The sequence below is a fragment of the Corynebacterium sp. UBA2622 genome, assembly GCF_002339505.1.
Classification (GTDB): domain Bacteria; phylum Actinomycetota; class Actinomycetes; order Mycobacteriales; family Mycobacteriaceae; genus Corynebacterium.
This window is the reverse complement of record NZ_DDJO01000022.1, coordinates 1-24,654: the sequence shown is the minus strand read 5'-3', so window position 1 is coordinate 24,654 and position 24,654 is coordinate 1. Positions and strand designations below refer to the sequence as shown.

The window sequence follows — 24,654 nt, the reverse complement described above, 5'->3', positions numbered from 1 at the left end:
CGCAGCGCTGGCGGGCAGGGTCGCCGGGTCGCCCCCGGGGGCGGCCAGGGCGTGCAGCTCACCCGTGGCGGCCTCCGCCCCCTCGCCTGGACCCACAGGCGGTTGCGACTCCGCCCGGGCCACCATGTCGGTGAGCGCCAGGGCGCGCGGTTGCAGTTCCGTCTCCAGCCGGGTGACGCGTTCCTGCGCCCGGGCGAGTGTTTCCACCGTGGCGGCCGCGATGTCTGCCAGGGCACCGGGCGCGGTCAGCGGGTTCATCAGCAGCGGGATGAGGGAGGTGACGCGGGCGTGGTAATGCGAGGCTAGCTGGAGGAGGTCCGCGCCCGCGGCCGCGACGATCGCCGCGGCGGCCGCGGCGGACTCCCCGATGAGGCTCTTGTCGCCGGCGAGCAGTTCGGCCGCGCCGAGGATGCGGGTAGGGTCCGCCCCCACGAGGGCCGCGAGGTCCTCGGCAGCGCCCAATAGTGGGGACGCTCCAATGGTGGGGAGAGGGATGGGTTCTGGGATGCGGGAGAGGACGGCGCTGGTCACGTCGGCGGGTCTGGTCACGGCAGCTGCACCTCCAGGGCACGGCCCAGGCGGGAATCAACGTTGACGGCGGCATCACTGGTGGTGTCCATGACATCTGCCAGCCGCACCGCCTCCCCGCGGAGGGCATCGTTGCTTGCGTTGACGTTTGCCACTGCCGCACTGAAGGCGTCGGCGAAGGCGCGCACGGGGCCCACGGCGGGCGGGCCACAGGTGGCGAGCGGGACGAGCGCGGAGGCGTCGGCGCGCAGAGAGGCGGTCAGTGACGACACCGCGGCGGGGTCGATCAGGAACGTGGTGAGCGGGGCTTCTAGCGGAGACCTCATGGCCGTATTGGACGGCGCACCACGCACAAAGGTTCCCTTCCCGCCCCGCGCAGTGGTTCACTGCCTGTGCGTGCGGGGCGTTAGCATGGTGGGCATGGACATCACCGTCGTCGACCACCCGCTCGCCGCCGCCCGGCTGACCATCATGCGCGACGCACGCAGCGACAACGCCGCGTTCCGCGCCGCCCTCGCCGACCTCGGCGCGATGCTCATCTACGAGGCCTCCCGCGGCCTGGAGGTCGAGAACTTCGAGTGCGCCACCCCGGTGGCCACCACCCAGGGCCAGAGGCTGGCCCAGCCCCCGATCATCGTTCCGGTCATCCGCGCGGGGCTCGGCATGATTGATCCCGCCCTGTCCATGATCCCCGACGCGCAGGTCGGTTTCATCGGCCTGGCCCGCGACGAGGTAACGCACGAGCCCGTGCCGTATCTCGAGGCGCTGCCGGAGGACTTGTCCGGCCAGCCCGTCTTCCTCGTGGACCCGATGCTTGCCACGGGCGGCTCCCTCGTCCACGCCATCCGCCTCCTCCAGGACCGGGGAGCGGACAACATCACCTGCGTGTGCATGGTCTCGGCCCGTCCGGGCGTCGCGAAGCTCGAGGCTCTCGGGGCGCCGATCCGGCTGGTCACGGCCGCCATCGATCCGGACCTCAACGACGACGCCTACATCGTGCCGGGGCTCGGGGACGCGGGAGACCGCCTGTACGGCCCGCGCAACATCAACCTGTAGTAGCCTCAGGCTCGTTACGGGGGCCGGCCCCCGGGGGGACGTACGGCACGAGCAGCAGGGGGCTGTGATGGTTGGCGTGTTGCCGCAGATGTACTGGGCCAGTTACGGGTTCGCGCTCTCGGCGCGGTTGCGCACGCTGCGTGGCATGCGCGGGCTCACGCAGCGACGGCTTGCGGAGCTGTCCGGGGTTTCGCGAAGCCTCATCTCCAACCTCGAGCGCAACCACTACAACTGCGCCCGCAGTGCCGACCCGACGCTGTCAACCCTCTACCGCCTCGCCCACGCCCTGCACGTGCCGCCGGCGGCACTTCTCCCCGGGGTGGGCGAGGCGGTGGGGGAGAGGTGTCGCGAGCGCGCCGGGGCCCTGCCCGAGGTGGCCGTTGTCTGGCCGAGCGCCCCCGAGGACACCGCCCGCTTCGAGGCGGCCTACCTCATCGCCGGACCGGTGCAGGACCCGCCGGGCTTCGAGCTGGCGCTCGAGGTTTTTCCGGGTGCAACCGGCCCGGCTGGCGCCGCTCAGGCGCCCGGCCCGGCCCACACCCCCGGCCTCCCCGCCCCCACGCGCGCTTTACGTGCTGAAAGGCGTGCTTGGTAGACTTTCCCCGCAGATGGGGCACCCCGAACGCCCCGACCACTGCAACAGGAGGAAGACCGTGCGCGTAGCCGCCGATGTCAGCGCTTGGCTGGAGAAGAACCGTGACACGGTCATCGGCTGGCGCCGCCACCTGCACGCGCACCCGGAGTTGTCGAACCACGAGGTGGCCACCACCCGGTTCATCTCCGACGTGCTCACGGACCACGGGCTGAGCCCCGTGCCGTTCCCCGGAACCGGCCTGTACGTCGATCTCGGGCCGAAGTCGGGTGACCGGCTGGCGTTCCGCGGCGACATCGACGCACTGGGTGTTGCGGAACTGACGGGCCTGGAGTACGCCTCGGGCACACCCGGTGTCTCGCACGCCTGCGGCCACGACATCCACACCACCATCATGCTGGCGCTGGCCTGCGCGCTGGCGGAGGTGGAGCTGCCCTGCGGCATCCGCATCATCTTCCAGCCGGCCGAGGAGGTCATGGGCAGCGGGGCCGTGGACGTGATCGAGTGGGGTGGGTTGCACAACGTCGCGGCCATCTACGCCCTGCACGTGGAGCCCACCCTGCGCGTGGGCCAGATCGGTGTGCGCGCCGGGGCGATCACCTCCGCGGCCGACATCCTCAGCGTCGAGGTGACCGGGCCGGGCGGGCACACCTCGCGGCCGCAGATGACGGCGGATGTGGTCTACGCCCTGGGGGCGCTGATCACACAGCTGCCGGCGCTGCTGTCGCGCCGCATCGACCCCCGCACCGGCACCGTGATCGTGTTCGGCAACGTCGAAGCCGGCATCGCCGCGAACGCCATTCCGGAGCGCGGCATCGTGCGCGGCACGATCCGCACCGCTGACATCGCCACCTGGCGCGGCCTGGAGTCCCTTGTCTCGGAGCTCATCGAGCAGATCGTCGCTCCCACCGGGTGCGGCTTCAGGCTGAATTACGAGAGGGGCGTCCCGCCCGTGCTCAACGACGACGTGGCGACCGCCCTCATCGTCTCCGCCGGGCGGGCGATCGACCCCCACGCCGTCGTGGCGGCGCAGCAGTCCTCGGGGGGCGAGGACTTCTCCTGGTACCTGGAGCACGTTCCCGGTTCGATGGTGCGCCTCGGCGCCTGGTCGGGCAAGGGTGCGAAGCAGGACCTGCACCGCGGAGACCTCGATGTCGACGAGCGGTGCATCGGAGTGGGTGTGCGCCTTTTCGGCTCCCTCGTGGACAAGTACTTCGCTGCAGTCGCAAGTGATGGGGGCGCCCTGTACACTGGCAGCTGATTTTAGACTGAAATCCCCGCCCCCGCCCGCGTGCGTGGTGTATAGGGCGGAGAGGGTCAATTGCCCCCGGTAGCCCCGTGGGATTCCCCGTAACAAACGCGGCAGGAGCTGCGGGAACGACATGGTGGCGCATGCGCCACGAAAAGGAGAAGAACCAGGTGTCAAAGAAGATCGTCATCATCGGTGGTGGCCCGGCCGGTTACGAGGCCGCGCTTGTGGGTTCCAAGTACGGCGCGGACATCACCCTGGTGGAGGATCGCGGCATCGGCGGCTCCGGCATCAACCTTGACGTGGTGCCCTCCAAGGGCTTCATCGCGGGCGCGAACATCAAGACCGACCTGCGCCGCGCGGACGACATGGGCCTCAACCACGGCTTGGGTGAGGCCCGCCTCCTTTTCACCGCGCTGAACAACCGCGTGGTGGCGCTCGCCTCCGAGCAGTCGCGCGATATCCGCCTCCAGCTGGAGCGCGCCGGCGTGAAGATCGTGCGGGGCAAGGGGTGCTTCTCGACGTCCCAGACAGGCCACACCACCCACAGCGTCAAGGTGACCTATCCGAACGGCGAGTTCGAGCGCCTCGACGCCGACATCGTCCTCGTGTGCACGGGCGCGAACCCCCGCGTGCTCAAGGGCGCGGAGCCGGACGGGGAGCGCATCCTCAACTGGCGCCAGATCTACGACCTCATTGAGCAGCCCGAGCACCTCATCGTGGTCGGCTCCGGCGTGACCGGTGCGGAGATGGTTTCCGCCTTCGCCGAGCTGGGCATCAAGGTGACCATGGTGTCGTCCGGCAGCCGCATCCTGCCGCACGACGACGCCGACGCCGCCGACGTGCTGGAGAAGGTCCTCGCCGAGCGAGGTGTGTCCCTGGTCAAGGACGCCTACGCGGACTCGGTGGTCAACACCGGCGATGGCGTCGTCGTGACGACCAAGGACGGCCGCGAGATCCGCGGCAGCCACGCGCTGATGTCCATCGGCTCCATCCCCAACACCGCCGACCTCAACCTCGAGGGCGCGGGCGTGGCGACGACCCCCTCCGGCCACATCCACGTCGACCGCGTCTCGCGCACCAACGTGCCCGGCATCTACGCGGCGGGCGACTGCTCCGACCTCATGCCGCTGGCCTCGGTGGCTGCAATGCAGGGACGCATCGCCATGCACCACTCCCTCGGCGAGGGCGTCGAGCCGCTGCGCCTGAAGACGGTGGGCAACGCGGTGTTCACCCGCCCGGAGATCGCCGCGGTGGGCGTGAGCGAGAAGCAGATCGCCAACGGCGAGGTCGATGCCGACGTGATCAAGCTCAACCTCTCCACCAACCCGCGCGCCAAGATGCGCTCCCTGCAGCACGGCTTTGTCAAGCTCTTCGCGCGCAAGGGCTCCGGCCAGGTCCTCGGCGGCGTCATCGTCGCGCCGACGGCCTCGGAGCTCATTCTCTCGCTGACCATCGCGGTGACCAACAACCTCACGGTGACTCAGCTGGCGGAGTCCATGGCCGTCTACCCGTCGCTGTCGGGCTCGATCACCGAGGCCGCCCGCCGCCTGGTCACCAACACCGACCTGGACTAACCGGGCTCCCTCAGCCCGGCCGCAGCGCCGGGAACGCCCGCTGGGGGCAGCGCGTGCGGGGGCACGTCTCGCAGCCCGGCCCGATGGGGGTGGCCGAGGCGGGGGAGAGGTCCAGCCCGTCCGCGTAGACCAGGCGGCCCGCGTGGGCGAGGTCGCACCCGAGTGCCACCGCGTTTTCCTGCCGCGGGGCGCCGAAGCCCGCTGTGGGGCCCTGCACCATGCGTGCCACCCAGAGGTAGGCCTCCCCGTCGGGCATGACGGAAAGCTGCCGCGTCACCCGGTTTGGGGTGTCGAAGGCCCGGTGCACCACCCACAGGGGGCACGTTCCGCCGGACACCGCGAAGGGGAACGACGTGGTGGACTGCCGCTTGGAGATGTTTCCCGCCCGGTCGGTGCGGATGAAGAAGAACGGCACGGCCCCCGCCCCCGGGCGCTGGAGGGTGCCCAGCCGCTGGCAGGTGGACTCGAAGCTGGTGCCGAAGCGCGCGGAGACGACCTCGATGTCGTAGCGCGTTTCCTCCGCGGTCTCGAGGATTTCCGCGTAGGGCATGGTTACGGCGGCGGCGAAGTACTGGCACAGGCCGTGCCGGGCGATGCCGCGGGCCGGGGATTGGCCGGCGGTTCCGGGGTGGGCGTCGAGGTGGGCGTCGATAAGCGCGCCCTGCGTGAGCGAGCCGTAATGGTAGGCGAGCTCGAAGCACTGCTGTGCCTCCGTCAACCCCGTGCGCAGCCGCACCTCGCGCGAGACGGGGTCGAGCTGCGAGCGCGGTCCCTCCGTGGGCTGGTTGAAGCGCACGGTGTAACCGAGGTCCTGGTCGAAGGCCGAGGCGATACGCGTGAGCCGCAGCTGCCTGCCGCGTGCCCGCCCGGCGAGCTCCTCGGCGTTGACATCGAGGTCGTGGAAGTAGTTGCGGTTCTCCTGGAAGAAGTTGCGAACCTCCACGTAGGGGTTGCGGACGGCACCCCCGAGGGTGTCGGGGAGGGCGAGGATCGCGTCGGCGAGGGCGGGATAGCGCGTGGCGACGTCCGTGAGCACGTCGCCGGGCACCGCCGGCAGAAGCCCGGTGAGCTCCGCGACGGTGCGCCGCTCGTCGTCGCCGGAGAAGTACGTCGGGTCCAGGTTGAAAGTGCGCGAGAGCTGGACGAGGACGGAGACGGTGAGCGGGCGCTGGTCGTTTTCCAGCTGGTTGAGGTAGCTGGTGGAAATGCCGAGGTGCTTCGCCATGTCCATCTGCGTGAAACCGCGCTGCTGGCGCAGCGTCCGAATTTTGCCCCCCGCGAAGTGCTTCGCCACCCGTGGACCCGCCCTCTCTGCCCGCTGAACTGTAATTTTGCCGGTTTTACAAAACCGTCTGTTTTCTACCGCATAATTTTACACTTTTAAAAATGACGGGCGCCATAGTTGCGGACCTACTATGAGGTGCACCATTGAAACTCGCGACGTGAGGAGCATGTCACCCCATGATCAACCACGAAGTACGTACCCACCGCTCCGCGGAGGAATTCCCGATCGAGGAGCACCTCGCCTACAAGGTGGCCAAGGTCGCCGCGGACCCGGTTGAGGTCCCGGAGGACACCAAGGAGATGATCATCAACCGGATCATCGACAACGCCTCCGTCGCCGTAGCATCCTACGCCCGCCGCCCCGTCACCTCCGCACGCGTCATGGCCCAGGCCCACCCGGTGAACAAGGGTGGCGCGCTGATCTTCGGCGTGGACGGCAACTACTCCGCCGAGTGGGTGGCCCTCGCCAACGGCACCGCCGTGCGCGAGCTCGACTTCCACGACACCTTCCTGGCCGCCGAATACTCCCACCCCGGCGACAACATCCCGCCGATGATCGCCGTGGCGCAGCACAAGGGCCTCGACGGCAAGGCCCTGATCCGCGGCATCGCCACCGGCTACGAGATCCAGGTCAACCTGGTCAAGGGCATCTCCCTCCACGAGTTCAAGATCGACCACGTCGCGCACCTCGGCCCCTCGGTGGCCGCCGGCATCGGCTCCATGCTCGACCTCGACGTGGACACCATCTACCAGGCGGTCGGCCAGGCCCTGCACACCACCACCGCCACCCGCCAGTCCCGCAAGGGCCTGATCTCCTCCTGGAAGGCCTACGCCCCGGCATTCGCGGGCAAGATGGCCATCGAGGCGGTTGACCGCGCGATGCGCGGCGAGGGCGCACCGGCCCCCATCTGGGAGGGCGAGGACGGCGTCATCGCCTGGCTGCTCCACTCCCCGGACCGCACCTACGTTGTGCCGCTTCCGGCCGACGGCGAGGAGAAGCGCGCGATCCTGGAGACCTACACCAAGGAGCACTCCGCCGAGTACCAGGCGCAGGCCCCGATCGACCTGGCGCGCCGCATGAAGCAGACCATCGCCGACGCCGGCAAGTCCACCGCCGACATCGAGTCCATCGTCCTGCATACCTCGCACCACACCCACTACGTCATCGGCACCGGTGCGAACGACCCCCAGAAGATGGACCCCAAGGCCTCCCGCGAGACCCTGGACCACTCCATCATGTACATGTTCGCCGTCGCCCTCGAGGACGGGACCTGGCACCACGTCGACTCCTACACCCCGGAGCGCGCCAACCGCCCCGAGACGGTCGAGCTGTGGCATAAGATCTCCACCGTCGAGGACCCGGAGTGGACCCGCCGCTACCACTCCACCGACCCGAACGAGAAGGCCTTCGGTGCCAAGGCCGTGGTCACCTTCAAGGACGGCTCCGTCATCGAGGACGAGATGGCTGTCGCCGACGCCCACCCGCTCGGCGCCCGCCCGTTCGGCCGCGAGGACTACATCCGCAAGTTCCGCACCCTCGCCGAGGGTGTTGTCGCCCCGGAGGAGCAGGACCGCTTCCTCGCCGCAGCCCAGGGCCTTGAGACCCTGACCGACCTGCGCGAACTCAACATCGTCGTCACCGAGGAAGCCGCCGCCAAGGCTCCCGCAACCCCGGAGGGAATCTTCTGATGTTCACCCCTGATAAAACCGTGCACGAGCGCCGCCTGGCGCTGCGCGAGTCGCTCAACTCCTCCACCATCACCAAGATGCCGGGCGCGTTCTCCCCGCTGGTCGCGCGTCTCATCGAGGACAACGGCGGCTTCGAGGGCGTTTACGTCTCCGGCGCCGTCGTGGCCAACGACCTCGGCCTGCCGGACATCGGCCTGACCACCCTCACCGAGGTGGCCAACCGCTCCCGCCAGATCGCCCGCGTGACCAACCTGCCCGTCCTCGTCGACGCCGACACCGGGTTCGGCGAGCCCATGAGTGCCGCACGCACCGTCTCCGAGTTCGAGGCGGCCGGCCTGGCCGGTCTCCACCTCGAGGATCAGGTCAACCCCAAGCGGTGCGGGCACCTCGACGGCAAGGAGGTCGTGCCGCGCGACCTGATGATCCGCCGGATCACCGCCGCGGTGCGCGAGCGCTCGGACGACGCCTTCGTCATCTGTGCCCGCACCGACGCCGCCGGGATCGAGGGCATCGACGAGGCCATCGAGCGCGCCAAGGCCTATGCCGACGCCGGCGCCGACATGATCTTCACCGAGGCCCTGTACTCGGAGGAGGACTTCGCCACCTTCCGTGCCGCCGTCGACATCCCGCTTCTGGCCAACATGACGGAGTTCGGCAAGACCAACCTCCTGTCCGCCGGCCGCCTCGAGGAGCTCGGTTACAACGCGGTGATCTGGCCGGTGACCACCTTCCGCACCGCGATGGGCCAGACGGAGGCCATGCTCAAGGACATCGCCGCCACGGGTACCCAGGAGTCCTGGCTGGACAAGATGCAGCACCGCTCCCGCCTCTACGAGCTCGTCAAGTACGACGAGTACAACCAGTTCGACCAATCGGTGTTCACCTACTCCGTGGACACCTACAGCCAGAAGTTCGAGAAGTAAGGAGAGCACCATGTCTGATCAGGAAGTCAGGAAGGGCCTCTACGGTGTCGTCGCCGACTACACCGCCGTGTCGAAGGTGAACCCGGAGACCAACTCCCTTCTGTACCGCGGGTACCCCGTCCAGGAGCTGGCGGACAAGGTCTCGTTCGAGGAGGTCGCCCTCCTCCTGTGGAACGGTGAGCTTCCCACGGAGACCGAGCTGGCCGAGTTCTACGAGAAGGCCCGCGCCCGCCGCGGCCTCGACCCGGAGCTCATCGCCGTCATCGAGGCCATGCCGAAGGACTGCCACCCGATGGACGTTCTGCGCACGGCCGTGTCCTTCCTGGGCTCGCGCGACGAGTACAAGTTCACCCCCAACGCGGACCACATCCGCGACATCGCGCTGACGCTGCTGACCAAGCTGCCGACGATCGTTGCCCTCGACATCCGCCGCCGCCGCGGCGACAGCTACATCGAGCCGGACCCGGAGAAGGGTTACGCGGAGAACTTCCTCTGGATGGTCTTCGGCGACGGTGAGGGCTCCCCGGCGACGATCCCCTCGGACATCGAGGCCTTCGAGAAGTCGATGATCCTCTACGCCGAGCACTCCTTCAACGCCTCGACGTTCACCGCCCGCGTGATCACCTCGACCAACTCGGACACCTGGTCCGCCGTCACCGGCGCGATCGGCGCCCTCAAGGGCCCGCTGCACGGCGGTGCGAACGAGTACGTCATGCACAACTTCGTCGAGATCGGCGACGTGGACAAGACGGAGGAGTGGACCCTCAACAAGCTCAAGAACAAGGAGCTTGTGATGGGCTTCGGCCACCGCGTGTACAAGAAGGGCGACTCCCGTGTTCCCACCATGGAGGCCTGCTTCAAGAAGCTCGCCTCCGAGCACGAGGATCGCGACGCCAACAAGTGGGTCGAGATGTACGACATCATGGCCAAGACCATGTACGAGAACACCTCGATCAAGATCATGCCGAACCTGGACTTCCCGGCCGGGCCGTCCTACTACATCCTCGGCTTCGACATCGAGTTCTTCACCCCGCTGTTCGTGATGGCCCGCATCACCGGCTGGACCGCCCACATCCTGGAGCAGTACGAGAACCCGACGATCATCCGCCCGCTCGCGGCCTACAACGGCCCCGAGGAGCGCCACGTCGAGGGACGCGGCTAACCCCGCCTCCCCCCGCAGCCGCGGGTAGACCGGACCGACCCTGCGCCCCCCCGCCGGGTCGGTCCACCTCTTTGGAGGGGAACCTCTCCGTCAAACGGACGCCGCGGCACGTGAAAGTGCCCGTTTTGCGTAGAATTGATACGTCGACCGCGTCAGTTGCGCGCCCGCGCAGCCCGCGTTGTAAGCGAAAGGAATACTGCCAGTGACCACGTCACTTCCGTCATTCAACAAGATCCTCGTCGCTAACCGCGGTGAGATCGCGGTCCGCGCCTTCCGCGCGGCGTTCGAGACGGGTGCGAAGACCGTCGCCGTCTACCCGAGGGAGGACCGCAACTCCTTCCACCGCCCGTTCGCCGACGAGGCCGTCCAGATCGGGGAGGAGGGCCAGCCGGTCCGCGCCTACCTCGACATCGACGAGATCATCGCCGCCGCGAAGAAGACGGGTGCCGACGCCATCTACCCCGGTTACGGTTTCCTCTCCGAGCGGGCCCAGCTCGCCCGGAAGTGCGACGAGAACGGCATCAAGTTCATCGGCCCGAGCGCGGCCACCCTGGACCTCACGGGTGACAAGTCCGCCGCCGTCCACGCCGCCGAGCGGGCCGGGCTGCCCACGCTGAAAGACTCCGAGCCCTCCGCCGACCCGGCCCAGCTGGCCGAGTACGCCAAGGAATTCGAGTTCCCGGTGTTCGTCAAGGCGGTTGCCGGCGGCGGCGGGCGCGGCATGCGGTTCATCGAGCGCCAGGAGGACGTCGAAAAGCTCGCCGCCGAGGCCTCCCGCGAGGCGGAGGCCGCGTTCGGCGACCCCCACGTCTACATCGAGCGCGCAGTGATCAACCCGCAGCACATCGAGGTGCAGATCCTCGCCGACTCGCAGGGCAACGTCATGCACCTGTTCGAGCGCGACTGCTCCCTGCAGCGCCGCCACCAGAAGGTCGTCGAGATCGCCCCGGCGCAGCACATCACCGAGGAGCAGCGCCAGCAGATCTGCGAGGACGCGGTCAAGTTCTGCCGGGAGATCAACTACGAGGGAGCCGGCACGGTCGAGTTCCTCGTGGACGAGAACGGCAGGCACGTCTTCATCGAGATGAACCCGCGCGTGCAGGTCGAGCACACGGTGACCGAGGAGGTCACCGGTGTGGACATCGTCCGCTCCCAGATGTACATCGCCGCCGGTGCGTCGCTGGAGGACCTTGGCCTGAGCCAGGACACCGTCACCCTCACCGGCGCCGCCCTGCAGTGCCGCATCACCACGGAGGACCCGGCCAACGGCTTCCGCCCGGACTCCGGCCTGATCACCGGCTACCGCTCGCCGGGCGGCGCCGGCGTGCGTCTCGACGGCTCCGTGGGCGTGGGCACCGAGATCACCCCGAACTTCGACTCCCTGCTGGTCAAGATGACCTGCCGCGGCAAGGACTTCCAGATCGCCGTGGACCGCGCCCTGCGCGCCCTCAACGAGTTCAGCGTCACCGGCGTGTCCACCAACATCGGCTTCCTCCGCGCGCTGCTGTCCGACCCGGACTTCCGCTACAAGCGCATCAACACCAACTTCATCGCCGAGCACCCGGTGCTGCTGGAAACCCCGGCGGCCACCGATGAGGCGGGGCGCATCCTCGACTACCTGGCCTCGGTAACGGTGAACCAGCCGAACGGCCCGCACCCGACCAGGATCCGCCCGTCGAAGAAGCTCCCCGAGCTCAACTACGAGGGCATGCCCCGCGGCTCCCGCGACGACCTGCTGGAGCTGGGCCCGAAGAAGTGGGCGGAGAAGCTGCGCAAGCAGACCGCCCTGGGCGTGACCGAGACGACCTTCCGGGACGCCCACCAGTCTTTGCTGGCCACGCGCGTGCGCACCAACACGCTGGTCGCTGCGGCGAAGCACGTCGGCCACCTCACCCCCGAGCTGACCTCCGTGGAGGCGTGGGGCGGCGCGACCTACGACGTGGGGATGCGCTTCCTGCACGAGTCGCCCTGGATGCGCCTCGACGAGCTGCGCGAGGCCATGCCGAACGTCAACATCCAGATGCTCCTCCGCGGGCGCAACACGGTCGGCTACACCCCGTACCCGGACTCCGTGACCCGCGCCTTCGTGGACGAGGCGGCCAACTCCGGCATCGACATCTTCCGCATCTTCGACGCGCTCAACGACGTCTCACAGATGCGCCCGGCCATCGACGCCGTCCTGGAGACCAACACGACCGTCGCCGAGGTCGCGATGGCCTACTCGGGCAACCTCCTGGACCCGGCCGAGGACCTTTACACGCTGGACTACTACCTGCGCCTGGCCGAGGAGATCGTCGGCACCGGCGCACACGTCCTGGCCATCAAGGACATGGCCGGCCTGCTGCGCCCGGCTGCGGCCGCCAAGCTGGTCGCCGCCCTGCGCGAGCGCTTTGACCTGCCCGTCCACGTGCACACCCACGACACCGCGGGCGGCCAGCTCGCCACCTACCTCGCCGCAGCCAGCGCCGGGGCGGACGTGGTGGACGTCGCCTCCGCGCCGCTGGCCGGCACGACCTCCCAGCCCTCGATGTCCGCCCTCGTCGCGGCCTTCGCCAACACGGAGCGCGACACTGGGCTCTCCCTCAAGGCGGTGTCCGACCTCGAGCCGTACTGGGAGGCAGTGCGCCAGGTTTACGCCCCGTTCGAGTCCGGCATCCCCGGCCCGACCGGCCGCGTGTACAAGCACGAGATCCCCGGCGGCCAGCTGTCCAACCTGCGCACCCAGGCCAACGCCCTGGGTCTCGGCGACCGCTTCGAGCTCATCGAGGACTATTACGCCGCGGTCAACGAGATCCTCGGCCGCCCGACCAAGGTCACCCCGTCCTCCAAGGTTGTCGGCGATCTCGCGCTCCACCTCGTGGGCGCGGGCGTGGACCCGTACGAGTTCGCGGAGAACCCGCGCAAGTACGACATCCCCGAGTCCGTCATCGGCTTCCTCCAGGGCGAGCTGGGCACCCCTCCGGGCGGCTGGCCGCTGCTGCGCGAGAAGGCGCTGGCCGACCGCTCCGTGGTCGACCACACCGTCCAGGTTCCGGCCGAGCTGGAGAAGGATCTCGCGGGTGAGGACCACAAGGCCCGTCGCGCCGCGCTGGACAAGCTGCTCTTCCCGAAGCAGTACGAGGAGTTCCTCGAGCACCGCCGCACCTTCGGCATCACCGACCAGCTCTCCGACCGCGTGTTCTTCTACGGCCTGGTCGAGGGAGAGGAGACGCTGATCTACTACGGCGAGGTCGACGAGGAGAAGACCCCGCTGGTCGTGCGCCTCGAGGCGATCGGCGACCCGGACGAGAAGGGCATGCGCCAGGTCATCCTCACCGTCAACGGGCAGGTCCGCCCGCTGTTCGTGCGCGACGAGAACGCCGAGTCCACCGTCGCCGAGGTGGAGAAGGCCGACTCGTCCAACCCGGGCCACGTCGCCGCCCCGTTCGCGGGCGTGGTCAACGTGACCGCCAAGGCGGGCGACGAGGTCAAGGAGGGCGACCAGGTGGCCACCATCGAGGCGATGAAGATGGAGGCGTCCATCTCCGCGCCGAAGGACGGCACCGTCGAGCGCGTCGCGCTGACCCAGGCCACCAAGGTCGAGGGCGGCGACCTCGTCGTGGTGATCAGCTAGGCGGCTATACGACACCACAGGAAACCGCCCCGTCCCCCGCTACAGAAGCGGTGGGGGAGGGGCGGTTTTTCGGGCCGTCGGAAAGCGGCTACTTGAGCTCCATGAGCACGGCGGCCTTGTTCACCTGGCCGCCCTCTTCGGCGGCGAGTCCGGTGACCACCCCGGCCTTGTGGGCCTTGACCGGGTTCTCCATCTTCATCGCCTCGAGGACGAGGAGCACGTCGCCCTCGGCCACCTCGTCGCCCTCGGAGACGTTGACCTTAATCACGGTTCCCTGCATGGGGGCGGCGACCGCGTCACCCGAGGCGGTGGCCTGCGTGCCGGAGGAGCGGCGCTTCTTCTTGCGGCGAGGGGCCGCACCCCCGAAGACGAGGGAGGACGGCAGGGCGATCTCGATACGGCGGCCGTTGACCTCCACCGCGAACGTGCGGGTCTCCCCGGCTGCGTCGTCGTCCTCGGGCGCGGCGCCCTCGGTGGAGGCGGGGATCTCGTTGACCCACTCCTCCTCGATCCAGCGGGTGTAGACGTCGAAGGAGCTTCCGCCGCCCACGAAGGCCGGGTCGGCCAGGATGGCCTCGTGGAAGGGGATGACGGTGGGCAGGCCCTTGACCTTGTATTCGGCCAGCGCGCGGCGGGAGCGCTCGATGGCCTCGGTGCGGTTCTCCCCGTAGACGATGAGCTTTGCCAGCATGGAGTCGAACTGGCCGCCGACGGTGGAGCCGGCGCGCACGCCGGAGTCCACGCGCACTCCCGGCCCGGCGGGCTCGGAGTACTCGGTGACGGTACCCGGGGCGGGCATGAAGTTATTGGCGGCGTCCTCGCCGTTGATGCGGAACTCGAAGGCGTGGCCGCGCGGGGTGGGGTCCTCGGTGAAGCGCAGCTTCTCGCCCTGGGCGATGCGGAACTGCTCGCGGACCAGGTCGATACCGGTGGTGGCCTCGGTTACGGGGTGCTCGACCTGCAGGCGGGTGTTGACCTCCAGGAAGGAGATCAGGCCGTCGGCACCGACGAGGTACTCGACGGTACCCGCGCCGTAGTAACCGGCCTCGCGGCAGATCGCCTTGGCGGAGGAGTGGATGGCCTCGCGCTGCTCGTCCGTGAGGAAGGGCGCGGGGGCCTCCTCCACCAGTTTCTGGAAGCGGCGCTGCAGGGAGCAGTCGCGGGTGCCGGCGACGATGACGTTGCCGTGCTGGTCGGCCAGGACCTGGGCCTCCACGTGGCGGGCCTTGTCCAGGTAGCGCTCGACGAAGCACTCGCCGCGGCCGAAGGCGGCCGTTGCCTCGCGGGTGGCCGAGTCGAACAGCTCAGGGATCTCGTCGCGGGAGTAGGCGACCTTCATGCCGCGCCCGCCGCCGCCGAAGGCGGCCTTGATGGCCACGGGAAGACCGTGCTCGTCGGCGAAGGCGAGGACCTCCTCGGCACCCGAGACCGGGTCCTTCGTCCCCGGCGCCATGGGGGCGTTGGCGGCCTCGGCGATGTGCCGGGCGGTGACCTTGTCACCCAGCGCCTCGATGGCGGAGGGGGGAGGACCGATCCACGTCAGCCCGGCATCGATGACGCGCTGGGCGAACTCCGCGTTCTCGGCGAGGAAGCCGTAACCGGGGTGGACGGAGTCCGCGCCGGCCTTCGAGGCGGCGTCGAGGATCTTGTCGATGTCCAGGTAGGACTCGGCCGCGGTGGTGCCGCCGAGGGCGAATGCCTCGTCGGCCATCTCCACGAACGGGGCGGTGGCGTCGGGCTCGGCGTACACGGCCACCGACGCCAGGCCCGCGTCCCTGCAGGCGCGGATGACGCGGACCGCAATTTCACCGCGGTTGGCAATCAGTACCTTCGTCAAAGTAGACACGAATCTATCCCGTCTGTTTCAAATAGTTAGCTCCAGCTAAAAATAACTGAAATCTGGGCGATAATGTTACCGCCCGTCAGCGGGGCGGAGAACATCCGTCCCCCTAACTTACTACTCCGTAGGTTCGGTGTGTGACTTCTCGACGGGGACACGGACCATGTTTCCCCATTCGGCCCATGAGCCGTCGTAAAGCGCGACGTCCTCGAAGCCGAGGATGTTGCGCAGGACGAACCAGGAGTGCGCCGAGCTCTCGCCGAGCTCGCAGTAGGTCACCGTGCGTGCGCCGCGGTCCAGGCGGGAGTAGACGGACTCGATGTCGGCGCGGTTCTTGAAGCGGGCGTTGGGGTAGACGGTGCTGCCCCAGGGGATGTTCACCGCGCCCGGGATGTGCCCGCTGCGCAGGAACCCTGGGGTCTTCCCCGCGCCGGCGGGGCGGGGCGCGCCGGCGTAGAGCTCGGGGGAGCGGGTGTCGATGAGCTGGCGCGGGCGGGCGCGCAGAATCTCACCCGCGAAGCTGCGGATGGGTGCATCGGTGCGTTCGACGACGGGGTAGGTCGAGCGCGGGTAGTCCGGGACCGCGAAGGAGGTGTCGCGCTCCTCGCCCATCCACGCGTCGCGCCCGCCGTCGAGAAGACGCACGTCGGGGTGGCCGAACAGCTCGAAAACCCAGGCCGTGTAGGCGGCCCACCAGTTGGAGCGGTCCCCGTAGACCACCACGGTGTCCCCGCGGGAGATGCCGCGGGAGCTCATCAGCTCGGCGAAGGCGGCGCCGTCGATGAAGTCGCGGCTGACGGGGTCGTTCAGGTCGCGCTCCCAGTCGATGCGCACCGCCCCCGGGATGTGGCCGATGTCGTAGAGGAACGCGTCCTCGTCGCTCTCCACCACCTTGAGCCCGTCCACCCCCAGGCGGGCCGAGAGCCACGCCGCGGAGACGAACTTCTCCGGGTGCGCGAACTCCTGAAACAGCGGATTCGGATCGAACTCGATCCCCATGAGCCACCTTCCCTTAACGTGCGCGGCGCGCACCTCTGCTACGCCCAACTTTCTTCCCGCCCAACCTTACCCGGGCCCCCGCCGGGCGGTGACGGCTTCGCGGGGCCCGCAGGCCCTGTGAGCTTAAACACCATCGGCGGACTCGACCAGCGGGGGCCACAGGGGGCCCCTAAAGTTTTACGGGGAACGCGCGGGAGGCGTGTGAGGCCTCCCTCCTGGGTTCCTCTCCAGCACACGACCGAAAGGGAATCCAGTGCACAAGGCAATCGTCATCTTCGAGGTCGAGGGTGGCTCCGACAAGTACATCAACGGCCACCGCCGGGACACAATGCCCATCGCCAACGCCCTGCGCGACAGGGGCTGGCGCGCCGAGGTGGTCTACTACCGCCCCGAGTGGAAGGACGACCTGTACAAGTACGTCTCCGAAAATTTCGACGGCTACATCTCGCGCGTCAACCCCGGCAACATCCCCGGCGGTGAGAAGGGGTACTTCGAGCTGCTGACCAGTCTCTCCGTCGCGGGCCTGGTGGGCATGTCCACCCCGGGCGAGATGATGGCGTACGGAGCCAAGGACGCGCTGGTCAAGCTCAAGGACACCGACCTGGTGCCCTCCGACACGGCCGCCTACTACGACGTGGACACCTTCCACCGCACCTTCCCGACCTCGCTGTCCTACGGCGAGCGCGTGCTCAAGCAGAACCGCGGTTCCACGGGCTCGGGCATCTGGCGGGTGCGCATCGCCGACCCGGAGATCGCCGCTGCCGTCGAGCCCGGCACCGCCCTGCCGCTGGACACCAAGGTCAAGTGCACCGAGGCGGTGGACAACCACACCGAGACCCGCGATCTCGGCGAGTTCATGAACTTCTGCGACCAGTACATCGTGGGTGACAACGGGATGCTCGTGGACATGCGCTTCATGCCCCGCATCACCGAGGGTGAGATCCGCATCCTGCTCGTCGGCCCGCACCCCGTCTTCGTGGTGCACAAGAAGCCGGCCGAGGGCGGTGACGCGTTCTCCGCCACCCTGTTCTCCGGTGCGAAGTACACCTACAACAAGCCGGAGGAGTGGCAGGACCTGGTGGACATGTTCGCCGAGGCCCGCCCCGTCATCGCGGAAAACCTCGGCGGAGACAACATCCCGCTGATCTGGACCGCCGACTTCATGCTCGCCGACGACGACGAGACGGGCAGGGACACCTACGTCCTCGGCGAGATCAACTGCTCCTGCGTCGGCTTCACCTCGGAGCTCGACATGGGCATCCAGGAGCTCGTCGCCGATGAGGCCATCAAGCGGGTCGAGGCAAGGCACGCTTAACGACGCCTCCGAGCGCCGCCCCGGCCGTGTCACCGCACGTCGCGGGCGGTGTCCGACCCGCCAGGTAATCTTCCTGGTGTGGTATTCGTCCTCTTCATCATTGTTGTCTCGCTGCTCGTCATCGCGTTCGCCGAACCGCTGGGCGAGCGCCTCGGGGTGGTCGCGCCGATCATCCTCCTCGCCCTGAGCGTGGCCACTGCGTACCTGCCGCAGGTCCCGCCGGTGGACGTGGACCCGGAGATCATCCTCCAGCTCATCCTCCCGCCGCTGCTGTTCTCCACGGCGATGCGCATGCCGGCCCACGACTTCCGCCGCAACTTCGGGGCGATCTTCGGCCTGGCCGTGGTGCTGGTGGTGGTCACCGCCCTCTGCGTTGGGGTGGCGATCCACCTGCTGGTGCCGCAGGTGCCCCTCGCCGTGGGCGTCGCGGTGGGCGCGGTGGTCAGCCCCTCGGACGCGGTGGCCGTGGGGATCGTCAAGCGCGCCGGGGTGAGCAGGCGCATCGTCGCCATCCTGGACGGGGAGGGTCTGATCAACGATGCCTCCGCCCTCGTGGTGTTGAGCACCGCGCTGGTCGCGGCCGGGTCCAAGGTCTCCCCGGGTGAGGTGGCCGGGCGATTCGTCTGGGCCGTCCTCGGGGCGGCTGCGGTGGGCTACGCGGTGGGCAAGCTGTTCATGTTCCTGCGCCGCTACGTGCACCACCCAACGTCGAACACCGTGCTCTCCCTGGCCATCCCGTTCGCGGCATTCCTACCCGCGGAGGAGATCGGCTCCTCGGGGCTCGTCTCCACCGTGGTGGCGGGGCTGGTGGGGGGGCGGGCCCCCCCCCGGCTTCTCCCCCCCCCCCCCCGCGGCTCCCACCACGTGCCCGGCACCGGACCAGGCCCCGACCACCCCGCGAAGCGCGGTGGCGCCGGCCGAGGACCCCGGGGACGCGGTGCGTGCCGGGGTCTTCTTGCCGTTGCGGGGGGAACGCGCGGGGGTCTTGGACCGGGACGTGGTCTTCGACGAGCGCGCGGGGGAAGTTCGTGACGCCATTGCTCCAGGGTACCCGGACGCACGACGGCCCGTCCGGTCGCGTGACCGGACGGGCCGTGGGGCGCGTGCGGGGCGCGGGGGCGTCAGGCCTCCACGACCACCGGCACGATCATGGGCTTGCGGCGCAGGCGGCGGGAGACCCACGAGCCCACGGTGCGGCGCACGATCTGCTGCAGCTGGTGGGAGGTGTGGTTCTTGCCGCTCTCGCTCAGGGCGTCCTCAAGGGCCGCGGCGACCTTCGGGCGGATCTCGTTGAAGACCTTGTCCTCCTCGGCCACGCCGCGGGCGTGGATGTCCGGGCCGGAGACGATCTTGCCGGTGTCCCGGTTGACCACCGTGACCACCGAGATGAACCCCTCCTCGCCGAGGGTCATGCGGTCCTTGAGGTCCGCGTCCGTGATCTCGCCCACGGAGGAGCCGTCCACGTAGATGAACCCGCACTCCACCTGGCCGGTGATCTGCACCTTCCCGGCGTGCATGTCCACCACGGTGCCGTTCTCCGCGAGGATCACGTGGTCGTCGGGGACCCCGGTCTCCCGGGCGAGCTCACCGTTGGCGATCAGGTGCCGGACCTCGCCGTGCACCGGCATCACGTACTCGGGCTCCACGATGTTGTAGCAGTAGAGCAGCTCGCCGGCGCCGGCGTGGCCGGAGACGTGGACCTTGGCGTTGCCCTTGTGCACCACGTTGGCGCCCAGGCGCATGAGGCCGTTGATCACGCGGAACACGGAGTTCTCGTTGCCCGGGATCAGGGAGGACGCGAGTATCACGGTGTCCCCCGCGTTGACCTGGACCTTGTGGTCCCCGTTGGCCATGCGGGACAGCGCGGCCATGGGCTCGCCCTGTGAGCCGGTGCACATGATGACGATCTTGTCGTCCGGGTAGTCCCCGACCTTCTTCTGGTCCACGAGCACGTTGGGCGGCACGTCCAGGTAGCCGAGCTTCTCCGCGATCGCCATGTTGCGGATCATGGAGCGGCCCATCAGCACCACCTTGCGCCCGCTGGCCACGGCGGCGTCGAGCACCTGCTGCACGCGGTGCACGTGCGAGGAGAAGGACGCCACGATCACGCGCTGCTTGGCGCGGGCCACCACGTCCGCGAGCACGGGGCCGATGGCCTTCTCGGACGGGATGAACCCGGGGACCTCGGCGTTGGTGGAGTCCGTGAGGAACAGGTCCACGCCCTCCTCGCCCAGCCGGGCGAAGTGGCGCAGGTCCGTGATGCGCCCGTCCAGGGGCAGCTGGTCCATCTTGAAGTCGCCGGTGTGCAGCACGGTGCCGGCCTTGGTGCGCAGGAACACCGCGAGGGCGTCGGGGATGGAGTGGTTCACGGCCACGAACTCGCACTCGAACTCGCCGAGGCGCTCCACCTGGCCCTCGCGCACGGCCATGGTGAACGGCTTGATGCGGTGCTCCTGCAGCTTGGCCTCGATCAGGGCGAGGGTCAGCTGGGAGCCGATCACGGGGATGTCGGGGCGGCGCTTGAGCAGGTACGGGACCGCGCCGATGTGGTCCTCGTGCCCGTGGGTGAGCACGATCGCGACGATGTCGTCGAGGCGCTCACGGATGTGGTTGATGTCCGGCAGGATCAGGTCCACGCCGGGCTGGGTTTCCTCGGGGAACAGGACACCGCAGTCGACCACGAGCAGCTGCCCGTTGATCTCGAACACGGTCATGTTCCGACCGACCTCGCCCAGACCGCCCAGGGGGATGACTCGCAGGGTGTCCTTCGCGAGTGCCGACGGTTCGGAGAGGTCGGTGGTGTTCCAATGGGTCATGAGACCCCTTTCATCTCAGGTGGTCAGCGTGTCGGCGATGACCGACGTGCTCAGGTCCGAGCGGATCTGCTCCAGCTCGGCCTGTGTGGGTGTCACGTGCGGCAAGCGCACCGTGTTGTTCGGCAGGCGGCCCTGCCAATGAAGAATGGTCTTCGCGGCCACGGCCCCGGGGATCCGGGTCATGGTGGCACGCACGAGCGGCAACAACTCCTCATTGAGCCGCTGCGCGGTCTCGAGGTCCCCCGCCAGGGAGGCGTCCACGAGTTGGCGGTAGCGCGGGGTGTCGATGTGGGTGGTCACACCCACGAGCCCGGACGCGCCGAGCGCGATCCACGGGAGGGTGAGACCGTCGTCGCCGGAGTAGAAGAGCAGGTCCGTCTCGGCCATGACCCGGGCGGCGGCCATGAAGTCCGCCTTGGCGTCCTTGACGGCCACGATGTTCGGGTGGGAGGCCAGAGAGATCATGGTCTCGGGCTCGATCGGGATCCCCGAGCGCCCGGGGATGTCGTACACCATGACGGGCGTGTCCACGGAGTCCGCAAGCGAACGGAAGTGCGCCTCGACCCCCGCCTGGCTGGGCTTGTTGTAGTACGGGGTGACGATCAGCAGGCCGTCCATCCCGATCTTCTGCGCCTCGAGGCACAGGAAGCGAGAGTGCTCGGTGTCGTTCGAACCGGTCCCCGCGAGCAGCGGCACGCGCCCGCCCACGGCATCCTTGACGGCACGGAAGACCGAAAGGTTCTCCTGGTCGGTCATAGTGGAGTACTCACCGGTGGTGCCGCACACCACCAGACCGTCACAACCGTCGTCCACGAGTTGCTCGGCGAGGCGACCCGTGGCCTCGAGATCCACCGAGCCGTCGTCGTGGAAGACCGTGACCATGGCAGTGAGCAGGGACCCGAACATGGGCGCGGACCGCTGCGTCCGCGCAGGTGCGCTGTCGTGTGTCATATCCACAGGTTACCGCCCAGAGCGGGCGAGCACCGTTTCCGGATCCGTCCCCCGATGTAGGGCTATGGCGGTGCGCATGGACCTGCGGGCCCGCCGGCCGTCGCCGCTCGCGGAGTACGCGAGGCTCAGTCGGTACCACCCGCCCCAGTCTGCGGGGAACGCCTCGACCTCGCGGCGCACGACGTCGAAGTGCTCGTCCGCGGCGGCCCGCACGTACCGTCCGGACGGGGTCCTCGGCAGATCGTCCGCGGGAAGCTCACCGCGCGCGGCGAGTTCCCGGCCGAGGCGTTCTGTGCGGGCGCCGAAGACGATCTCGCGCACCATGGCCCACGTGCCCACCGCGGGGATCACGAGCATGGCCACGCCCAGCAGGGTGGGCAGCCAGCCCCCCGTGCCGAGCAACAGGACCGCCCGGTGGAGGGCCAAGGCGAGGTACAGGGCCAGCAGCCCGATCATGAGCGCGGCCAGGATACGACCCTTTGCACCCACCTCGAGCACGGTGAACACCGCGGCGAACGCGAGCATGGCGACGAGCCAGATCTTGGAGCCCACGGAGATCGGCAGGATAAGCACCGTGATCACGAGCAGCACGATCACGGCCGTGGCCCACCAGCGCAGACCGGAGAAGGAACGGGCGCGGCTCACAGCCCCAGGTCCATGTAGCCGTCCAAGCCGTGGGTCAGCCCCGGGTGCTTCGCGACCGAGCGCACGCCCAACAGCACACCCGTCATGAAGGACACGCGGTCGAAGGAATCGTGGCGCACGGTCAGCTGCTCCCCCGTGTTGCCCAGCAGGGTCTCCTGGTGGGCCACGAGCCCGCGTAACCGCACCGAGTGCACGTGCACACCGTCCAGGTCCGCACCGCGTGCGCCGTGCGGATCGGATTCCGTGGCATCCGGCGACGGCGCCACACCGGCCCGTTCGCGCGCGGCGGCCACGAGCGCGGCGGTTCGCGCCGCGGTACCGGACGGGGCGTCGAGCTTCTGGGGGTGGTGCAGCTCCACGATCTCCACGGACTCGAAGAACGCCGCGGCCATCTCGGAGAACTTCATGGCGAGCACCGCACCCACCGCGAAATTGGGGGCGATCAGCACACCCGTGTCCGGGGAATCGGCGAGCCACGACTCGAGCTCGGCCAGAGTGGCGTCGTCCCAGCCCGTGGTCCCCACGACCGCGTGGATACCGTGTTCCACGGCGAAGCGCACGTTCTCCCGCGTGGCGCTCGGGACCGTTAGGTCCACGACCACCTGGGCGCCGGAGCTCACGATCTCCTGCAGGTCGTCACCGCGACCGAGGGCCGCGACGAGTTCCATGTCCGAGGCGTCCGTGATGGCCTTCACTGCCTCGGAGCCCATGCGTCCGTTGCGGCCCAGTACGGCCACCTTGATCTGCTCGTTCATGTGATCCCGCCTCATTCCTGGTTCTGCTCGACGTGCGGCCCCACCACGGTGCGCACCGTGGCGTCCGCGGACAATTGCGCTGCCAGTGCCTGCACGTCCTCGGACGTCACGGCGCGGATGCGCCGCAGGGACTCGTCCACGTCCATGAAGATGCCCGTCTTCAGTTCCGCGGACCCCAGCCGGGACATCCGTGACCCTGTGTCCTCGAGGGCGAGGACCGTGGCACCGCTGAGTTGGCCCTCGACCTTCGCGAGTTCTGCCGCATCCACCCCGTCCTGGGGGAGCCGGTCCAGCTCGGCGCGCATGAGCTCGCTGACCTGGTCCACGCGCTCGCCCGTGCACCCCGCGTACATCCCGAAGAACCCGGCGTCCGAGTAGGAGCCCGAGAAGGAGAACGTGGAGTACGCGAGCCCCTTCTGCTCCCGGATGGTGTGGAACAACCGCGAGGACATCCCGCCACCCAGGGCGGCGTTGAGCACGGTCATCGCGAAGCGACGCTCGTCCCCCGACTGCAGTCCGGCGCCGCCCAGCACCACGTGGGCCTGCTCGACCGGGCGCTCGAACGTGTGGGTCCCCACCAGGGGCGTCAGCTGCGCCGGCGAGGAGTCCCGCCGGGCACCGGCGTGACCGGTCGCGTCCGGGTCCCAGCCCGCGCGGGCCAAGGACTCGCGCACGAGTTCGACGACGCGGTCGTGGTCGAGACCCCCGGCCACCGTGACCACGAGGTTCTCGGGGAGGTAGGAGCCGCGGTAGTGCTGCCACACCGCGTCACGGGTCACGGAGCGGATCTCCTCGGGGGTGCCCGCGATGGGCCGCGCGAGCGCGGATCCGTGGAGCACCTCGGCGTTGAACTGTTCGAACGCGAAGTCCGTGGGATCGTCCCGGTCCATGGCGATCTCCTCGAGGATCACGCCGCGCTCGCGGTCGAACTCCTCGGGGTCCAGGACGGCACCGGTGAACATGTCCGCGAGCACGTCCACCGCCATGGGCAACTGCTCGGAGAGCACCCGTGCGTGGTAGCACGTGTGTTCGTGGGCCGTGAACGCGTTGGACTCCCCGCCCACGCGGTCGAAGGCCTCCGCGATCTCGAGCGAACTGCGCCGGGACGTGCCCTTGAACAGCAGGTGCTCCAGGAAGTGCGTGGAACCGAGCATGCCCGGGGCCTCGTCACGCGAGCCCAGGCTCACCCAGAACCCCACGGACACCGAACGCTGCCCGGGCATCTTCTCGGTGAGCACCCTGGTCCCGCACGGCAGGACGGTGCGCATGATCACGGCGCCCTCGGCGTCGTCGTGCACCACGTGGGTGAAGCCCGGCGCCTGCGCCGTGGCCGAATAGGCCCGAAGGCGGGCGGCCCCGCCGGAGACGTGCTCCGCGGGATCGCCCGCCCTCAGGGGAAGGTGAACAACTGTCATCTAGTAACGAACACCCTCTGCTCAGTTCTCGTCGTCGGAGGACTCGGCCGGGGCCTCGGACTCGGCCACGACGGGCGCGAGGGACAGCTTGCCGCGGTCGTCCACCTTGGTGATCTCCACCTGGACCTTCTGGCCCACGGACACGACGTCGTCGACCTCGTTGACGCGCTTGTTGTCGTTGAGCTTGCGCATCTCGGAGATGTGGAGCAGACCATCCTTGCCCGGGGTCAGGGACACGAACGCAC

At 68.9% G+C, this 24,654-nt stretch carries 20 protein-coding genes and 1 pseudogene; 10 read left to right on the top strand and 11 right to left on the bottom strand.

Features of this window, described 5'->3' with window-relative positions:
* A pseudogene (locus tag B3611_RS09030) lies at positions 1-549 on the bottom strand (hypothetical protein); the annotation flags it as partial.
* Positions 546-854: a hypothetical protein gene (locus B3611_RS09025; RefSeq protein WP_291314748.1), complete on the bottom strand. Its 309-nt coding sequence runs from the start codon at positions 852-854 to the stop codon at positions 546-548. The pseudogene B3611_RS09030 and the gene B3611_RS09025, both read right to left, overlap by 4 nt.
* Before the next feature lie 94 nt (positions 855-948).
* On the opposite strand from B3611_RS09025, the gene upp reads away from it, so the two are divergent.
* The 4 genes from upp to B3611_RS09005 all read left to right on the top strand — a co-directional run bounded on the left by upp (position 949) and on the right by B3611_RS09005 (position 5,002).
* Complete coding sequence (gene upp / locus B3611_RS09020; RefSeq protein WP_291314747.1) at positions 949-1,584, top strand: uracil phosphoribosyltransferase; 636 nt, start codon at positions 949-951, stop codon at positions 1,582-1,584.
* Positions 1,585-1,651: 67 nt separating this feature from the next.
* Entirely contained in the window at positions 1,652-2,179 is a 528-nt protein-coding gene (locus B3611_RS09015) for a helix-turn-helix domain-containing protein (protein WP_291314746.1), read from the top strand.
* Between the two features lie 13 nt (positions 2,180-2,192).
* Positions 2,193-3,437, top strand: a complete 1,245-nt coding sequence (locus B3611_RS09010) for an amidohydrolase (protein WP_291314745.1) — start codon at positions 2,193-2,195, stop codon at positions 3,435-3,437.
* A 131-nt stretch (positions 3,438-3,568) separates the two neighbouring features.
* A complete protein-coding gene (locus tag B3611_RS09005) occupies positions 3,569-5,002 on the top strand; it encodes an NAD(P)H-quinone dehydrogenase (protein ID WP_291314744.1) in 1,434 nt (477 codons plus the stop codon).
* Positions 5,003-5,012: 10 nt separating this feature from the next.
* Here B3611_RS09005 and B3611_RS09000 read toward each other — a convergent pair whose 3' ends face one another.
* The gene (locus B3611_RS09000; RefSeq protein WP_291314743.1) at positions 5,013-6,296 is read right to left on the bottom strand and encodes a short-chain fatty acyl-CoA regulator family protein; all 1,284 of its coding nucleotides are present in this window, start codon (positions 6,294-6,296) and stop codon (positions 5,013-5,015) included.
* Between the two features lie 167 nt (positions 6,297-6,463).
* On the opposite strand from B3611_RS09000, the gene prpD reads away from it, so the two are divergent.
* The 4 genes from prpD to B3611_RS08980 all read left to right on the top strand — a co-directional run bounded on the left by prpD (position 6,464) and on the right by B3611_RS08980 (position 13,673).
* Entirely contained in the window at positions 6,464-7,975 is a 1,512-nt protein-coding gene (gene prpD, locus B3611_RS08995) for a 2-methylcitrate dehydratase PrpD (protein ID WP_291314742.1), read from the top strand.
* Positions 7,975-8,898, top strand: coding sequence for a methylisocitrate lyase (prpB, locus tag B3611_RS08990; protein WP_291314741.1), 924 nt, complete (start codon positions 7,975-7,977; stop codon positions 8,896-8,898). The genes prpD and prpB overlap by 1 nt, the downstream gene beginning before the upstream one ends.
* Positions 8,899-8,908: 10 nt before the next feature.
* Positions 8,909-10,060, top strand: a complete 1,152-nt coding sequence (locus B3611_RS08985; RefSeq protein WP_291314740.1) for a bifunctional 2-methylcitrate synthase/citrate synthase — start codon at positions 8,909-8,911, stop codon at positions 10,058-10,060.
* Positions 10,061-10,262: 202 nt separating this feature from the next.
* On the top strand, positions 10,263-13,673 hold the full coding sequence (locus tag B3611_RS08980; protein ID WP_291314739.1) for a pyruvate carboxylase: 3,411 nt from the start codon (positions 10,263-10,265) through the stop codon (positions 13,671-13,673).
* Between the two features lie 88 nt (positions 13,674-13,761).
* On the opposite strand, the gene B3611_RS08975 is transcribed toward B3611_RS08980, so the two are convergent.
* Both B3611_RS08975 and B3611_RS08970 read right to left on the bottom strand, forming a co-directional pair.
* Positions 13,762-15,519, bottom strand: coding sequence for an acetyl/propionyl/methylcrotonyl-CoA carboxylase subunit alpha (locus B3611_RS08975; RefSeq protein WP_291314738.1), 1,758 nt, complete (start codon positions 15,517-15,519; stop codon positions 13,762-13,764).
* Between the two features lie 111 nt (positions 15,520-15,630).
* A complete protein-coding gene (locus B3611_RS08970; RefSeq protein WP_291314737.1) occupies positions 15,631-16,512 on the bottom strand; it encodes a sulfurtransferase in 882 nt (293 codons plus the stop codon).
* 253 nt (positions 16,513-16,765) lie between these two features.
* Between B3611_RS08970 and B3611_RS08965 the strand changes: the two genes are divergently transcribed.
* Both B3611_RS08965 and B3611_RS08960 read left to right on the top strand, forming a co-directional pair.
* Positions 16,766-17,827, top strand: a complete 1,062-nt coding sequence (locus B3611_RS08965) for a Cj0069 family protein (RefSeq protein WP_291314736.1) — start codon at positions 16,766-16,768, stop codon at positions 17,825-17,827.
* 78 nt (positions 17,828-17,905) lie between these two features.
* The gene (locus tag B3611_RS08960) at positions 17,906-18,859 is read left to right on the top strand and encodes a cation:proton antiporter (RefSeq protein WP_291314735.1); all 954 of its coding nucleotides are present in this window, start codon (positions 17,906-17,908) and stop codon (positions 18,857-18,859) included.
* A gap of 89 nt (positions 18,860-18,948) precedes the next feature.
* Here the strand turns inward: B3611_RS08960 and B3611_RS08955 are convergent, their stop codons facing one another.
* The 6 genes from B3611_RS08955 to B3611_RS08930 all read right to left on the bottom strand — a co-directional run.
* The gene (locus B3611_RS08955) at positions 18,949-20,643 is read right to left on the bottom strand and encodes a ribonuclease J (protein ID WP_291314734.1); all 1,695 of its coding nucleotides are present in this window, start codon (positions 20,641-20,643) and stop codon (positions 18,949-18,951) included.
* A gap of 15 nt (positions 20,644-20,658) precedes the next feature.
* Entirely contained in the window at positions 20,659-21,594 is a 936-nt protein-coding gene (gene dapA, locus B3611_RS08950) for a 4-hydroxy-tetrahydrodipicolinate synthase (protein ID WP_167318654.1), read from the bottom strand.
* Positions 21,595-21,603: 9 nt separating this feature from the next.
* On the bottom strand, positions 21,604-22,239 hold the full coding sequence (locus B3611_RS08945; RefSeq protein ID WP_064845959.1) for a hypothetical protein: 636 nt from the start codon (positions 22,237-22,239) through the stop codon (positions 21,604-21,606).
* Positions 22,236-22,994 (bottom strand): 4-hydroxy-tetrahydrodipicolinate reductase, encoded by a 759-nt coding sequence (dapB, locus tag B3611_RS08940; protein WP_064845960.1) that lies wholly within the window; start codon positions 22,992-22,994, stop codon positions 22,236-22,238. The genes B3611_RS08945 and dapB overlap by 4 nt, the downstream gene beginning before the upstream one ends.
* Before the next feature lie 11 nt (positions 22,995-23,005).
* Positions 23,006-24,409 carry a M16 family metallopeptidase gene (locus B3611_RS08935; protein WP_291314733.1) on the bottom strand — a complete coding sequence of 468 codons (1,404 nt, stop codon included), beginning with the start codon at positions 24,407-24,409 and terminating at the stop codon, positions 23,006-23,008.
* Positions 24,410-24,430: 21 nt separating this feature from the next.
* A partial coding sequence (locus B3611_RS08930; RefSeq protein ID WP_291314732.1) for a S1 RNA-binding domain-containing protein occupies positions 24,431-24,654 on the bottom strand: 224 nt, incomplete at its 5' end.

Bases quoted from the DNA above. Each gene is read 5' to 3' on its own strand.
- dapA (WP_167318654.1), bottom strand. From the start codon at position 21,594: ATGACACACGACAGCGCACCTGCGCGGACGCAGCGGTCCGCGCCCATG.
- prpD (WP_291314742.1), top strand. From the start codon at position 6,464: ATGATCAACCACGAAGTACGTACCCACCGCTCCGCGGAGGAATTCCCG.
- B3611_RS09010 (WP_291314745.1), top strand. From the start codon at position 2,193: ATGGGGCACCCCGAACGCCCCGACCACTGCAACAGGAGGAAGACCGTG.
- upp (WP_291314747.1), top strand. From the start codon at position 949: ATGGACATCACCGTCGTCGACCACCCGCTCGCCGCCGCCCGGCTGACC.
- B3611_RS08955 (WP_291314734.1), bottom strand. From the start codon at position 20,643: ATGACCCATTGGAACACCACCGACCTCTCCGAACCGTCGGCACTCGCG.
- dapB (WP_064845960.1), bottom strand. From the start codon at position 22,994: ATGAACGAGCAGATCAAGGTGGCCGTACTGGGCCGCAACGGACGCATG.
- B3611_RS09015 (WP_291314746.1), top strand. From the start codon at position 1,652: ATGGTTGGCGTGTTGCCGCAGATGTACTGGGCCAGTTACGGGTTCGCG.
- B3611_RS08935 (WP_291314733.1), bottom strand. From the start codon at position 24,409: ATGACAGTTGTTCACCTTCCCCTGAGGGCGGGCGATCCCGCGGAGCAC.
- B3611_RS09005 (WP_291314744.1), top strand. From the start codon at position 3,569: ATGCGCCACGAAAAGGAGAAGAACCAGGTGTCAAAGAAGATCGTCATC.
- B3611_RS09025 (WP_291314748.1), bottom strand. From the start codon at position 854: ATGAGGTCTCCGCTAGAAGCCCCGCTCACCACGTTCCTGATCGACCCC.
- B3611_RS08970 (WP_291314737.1), bottom strand. From the start codon at position 16,512: ATGGGGATCGAGTTCGATCCGAATCCGCTGTTTCAGGAGTTCGCGCAC.
- B3611_RS08985 (WP_291314740.1), top strand. From the start codon at position 8,909: ATGTCTGATCAGGAAGTCAGGAAGGGCCTCTACGGTGTCGTCGCCGAC.
- prpB (WP_291314741.1), top strand. From the start codon at position 7,975: ATGTTCACCCCTGATAAAACCGTGCACGAGCGCCGCCTGGCGCTGCGC.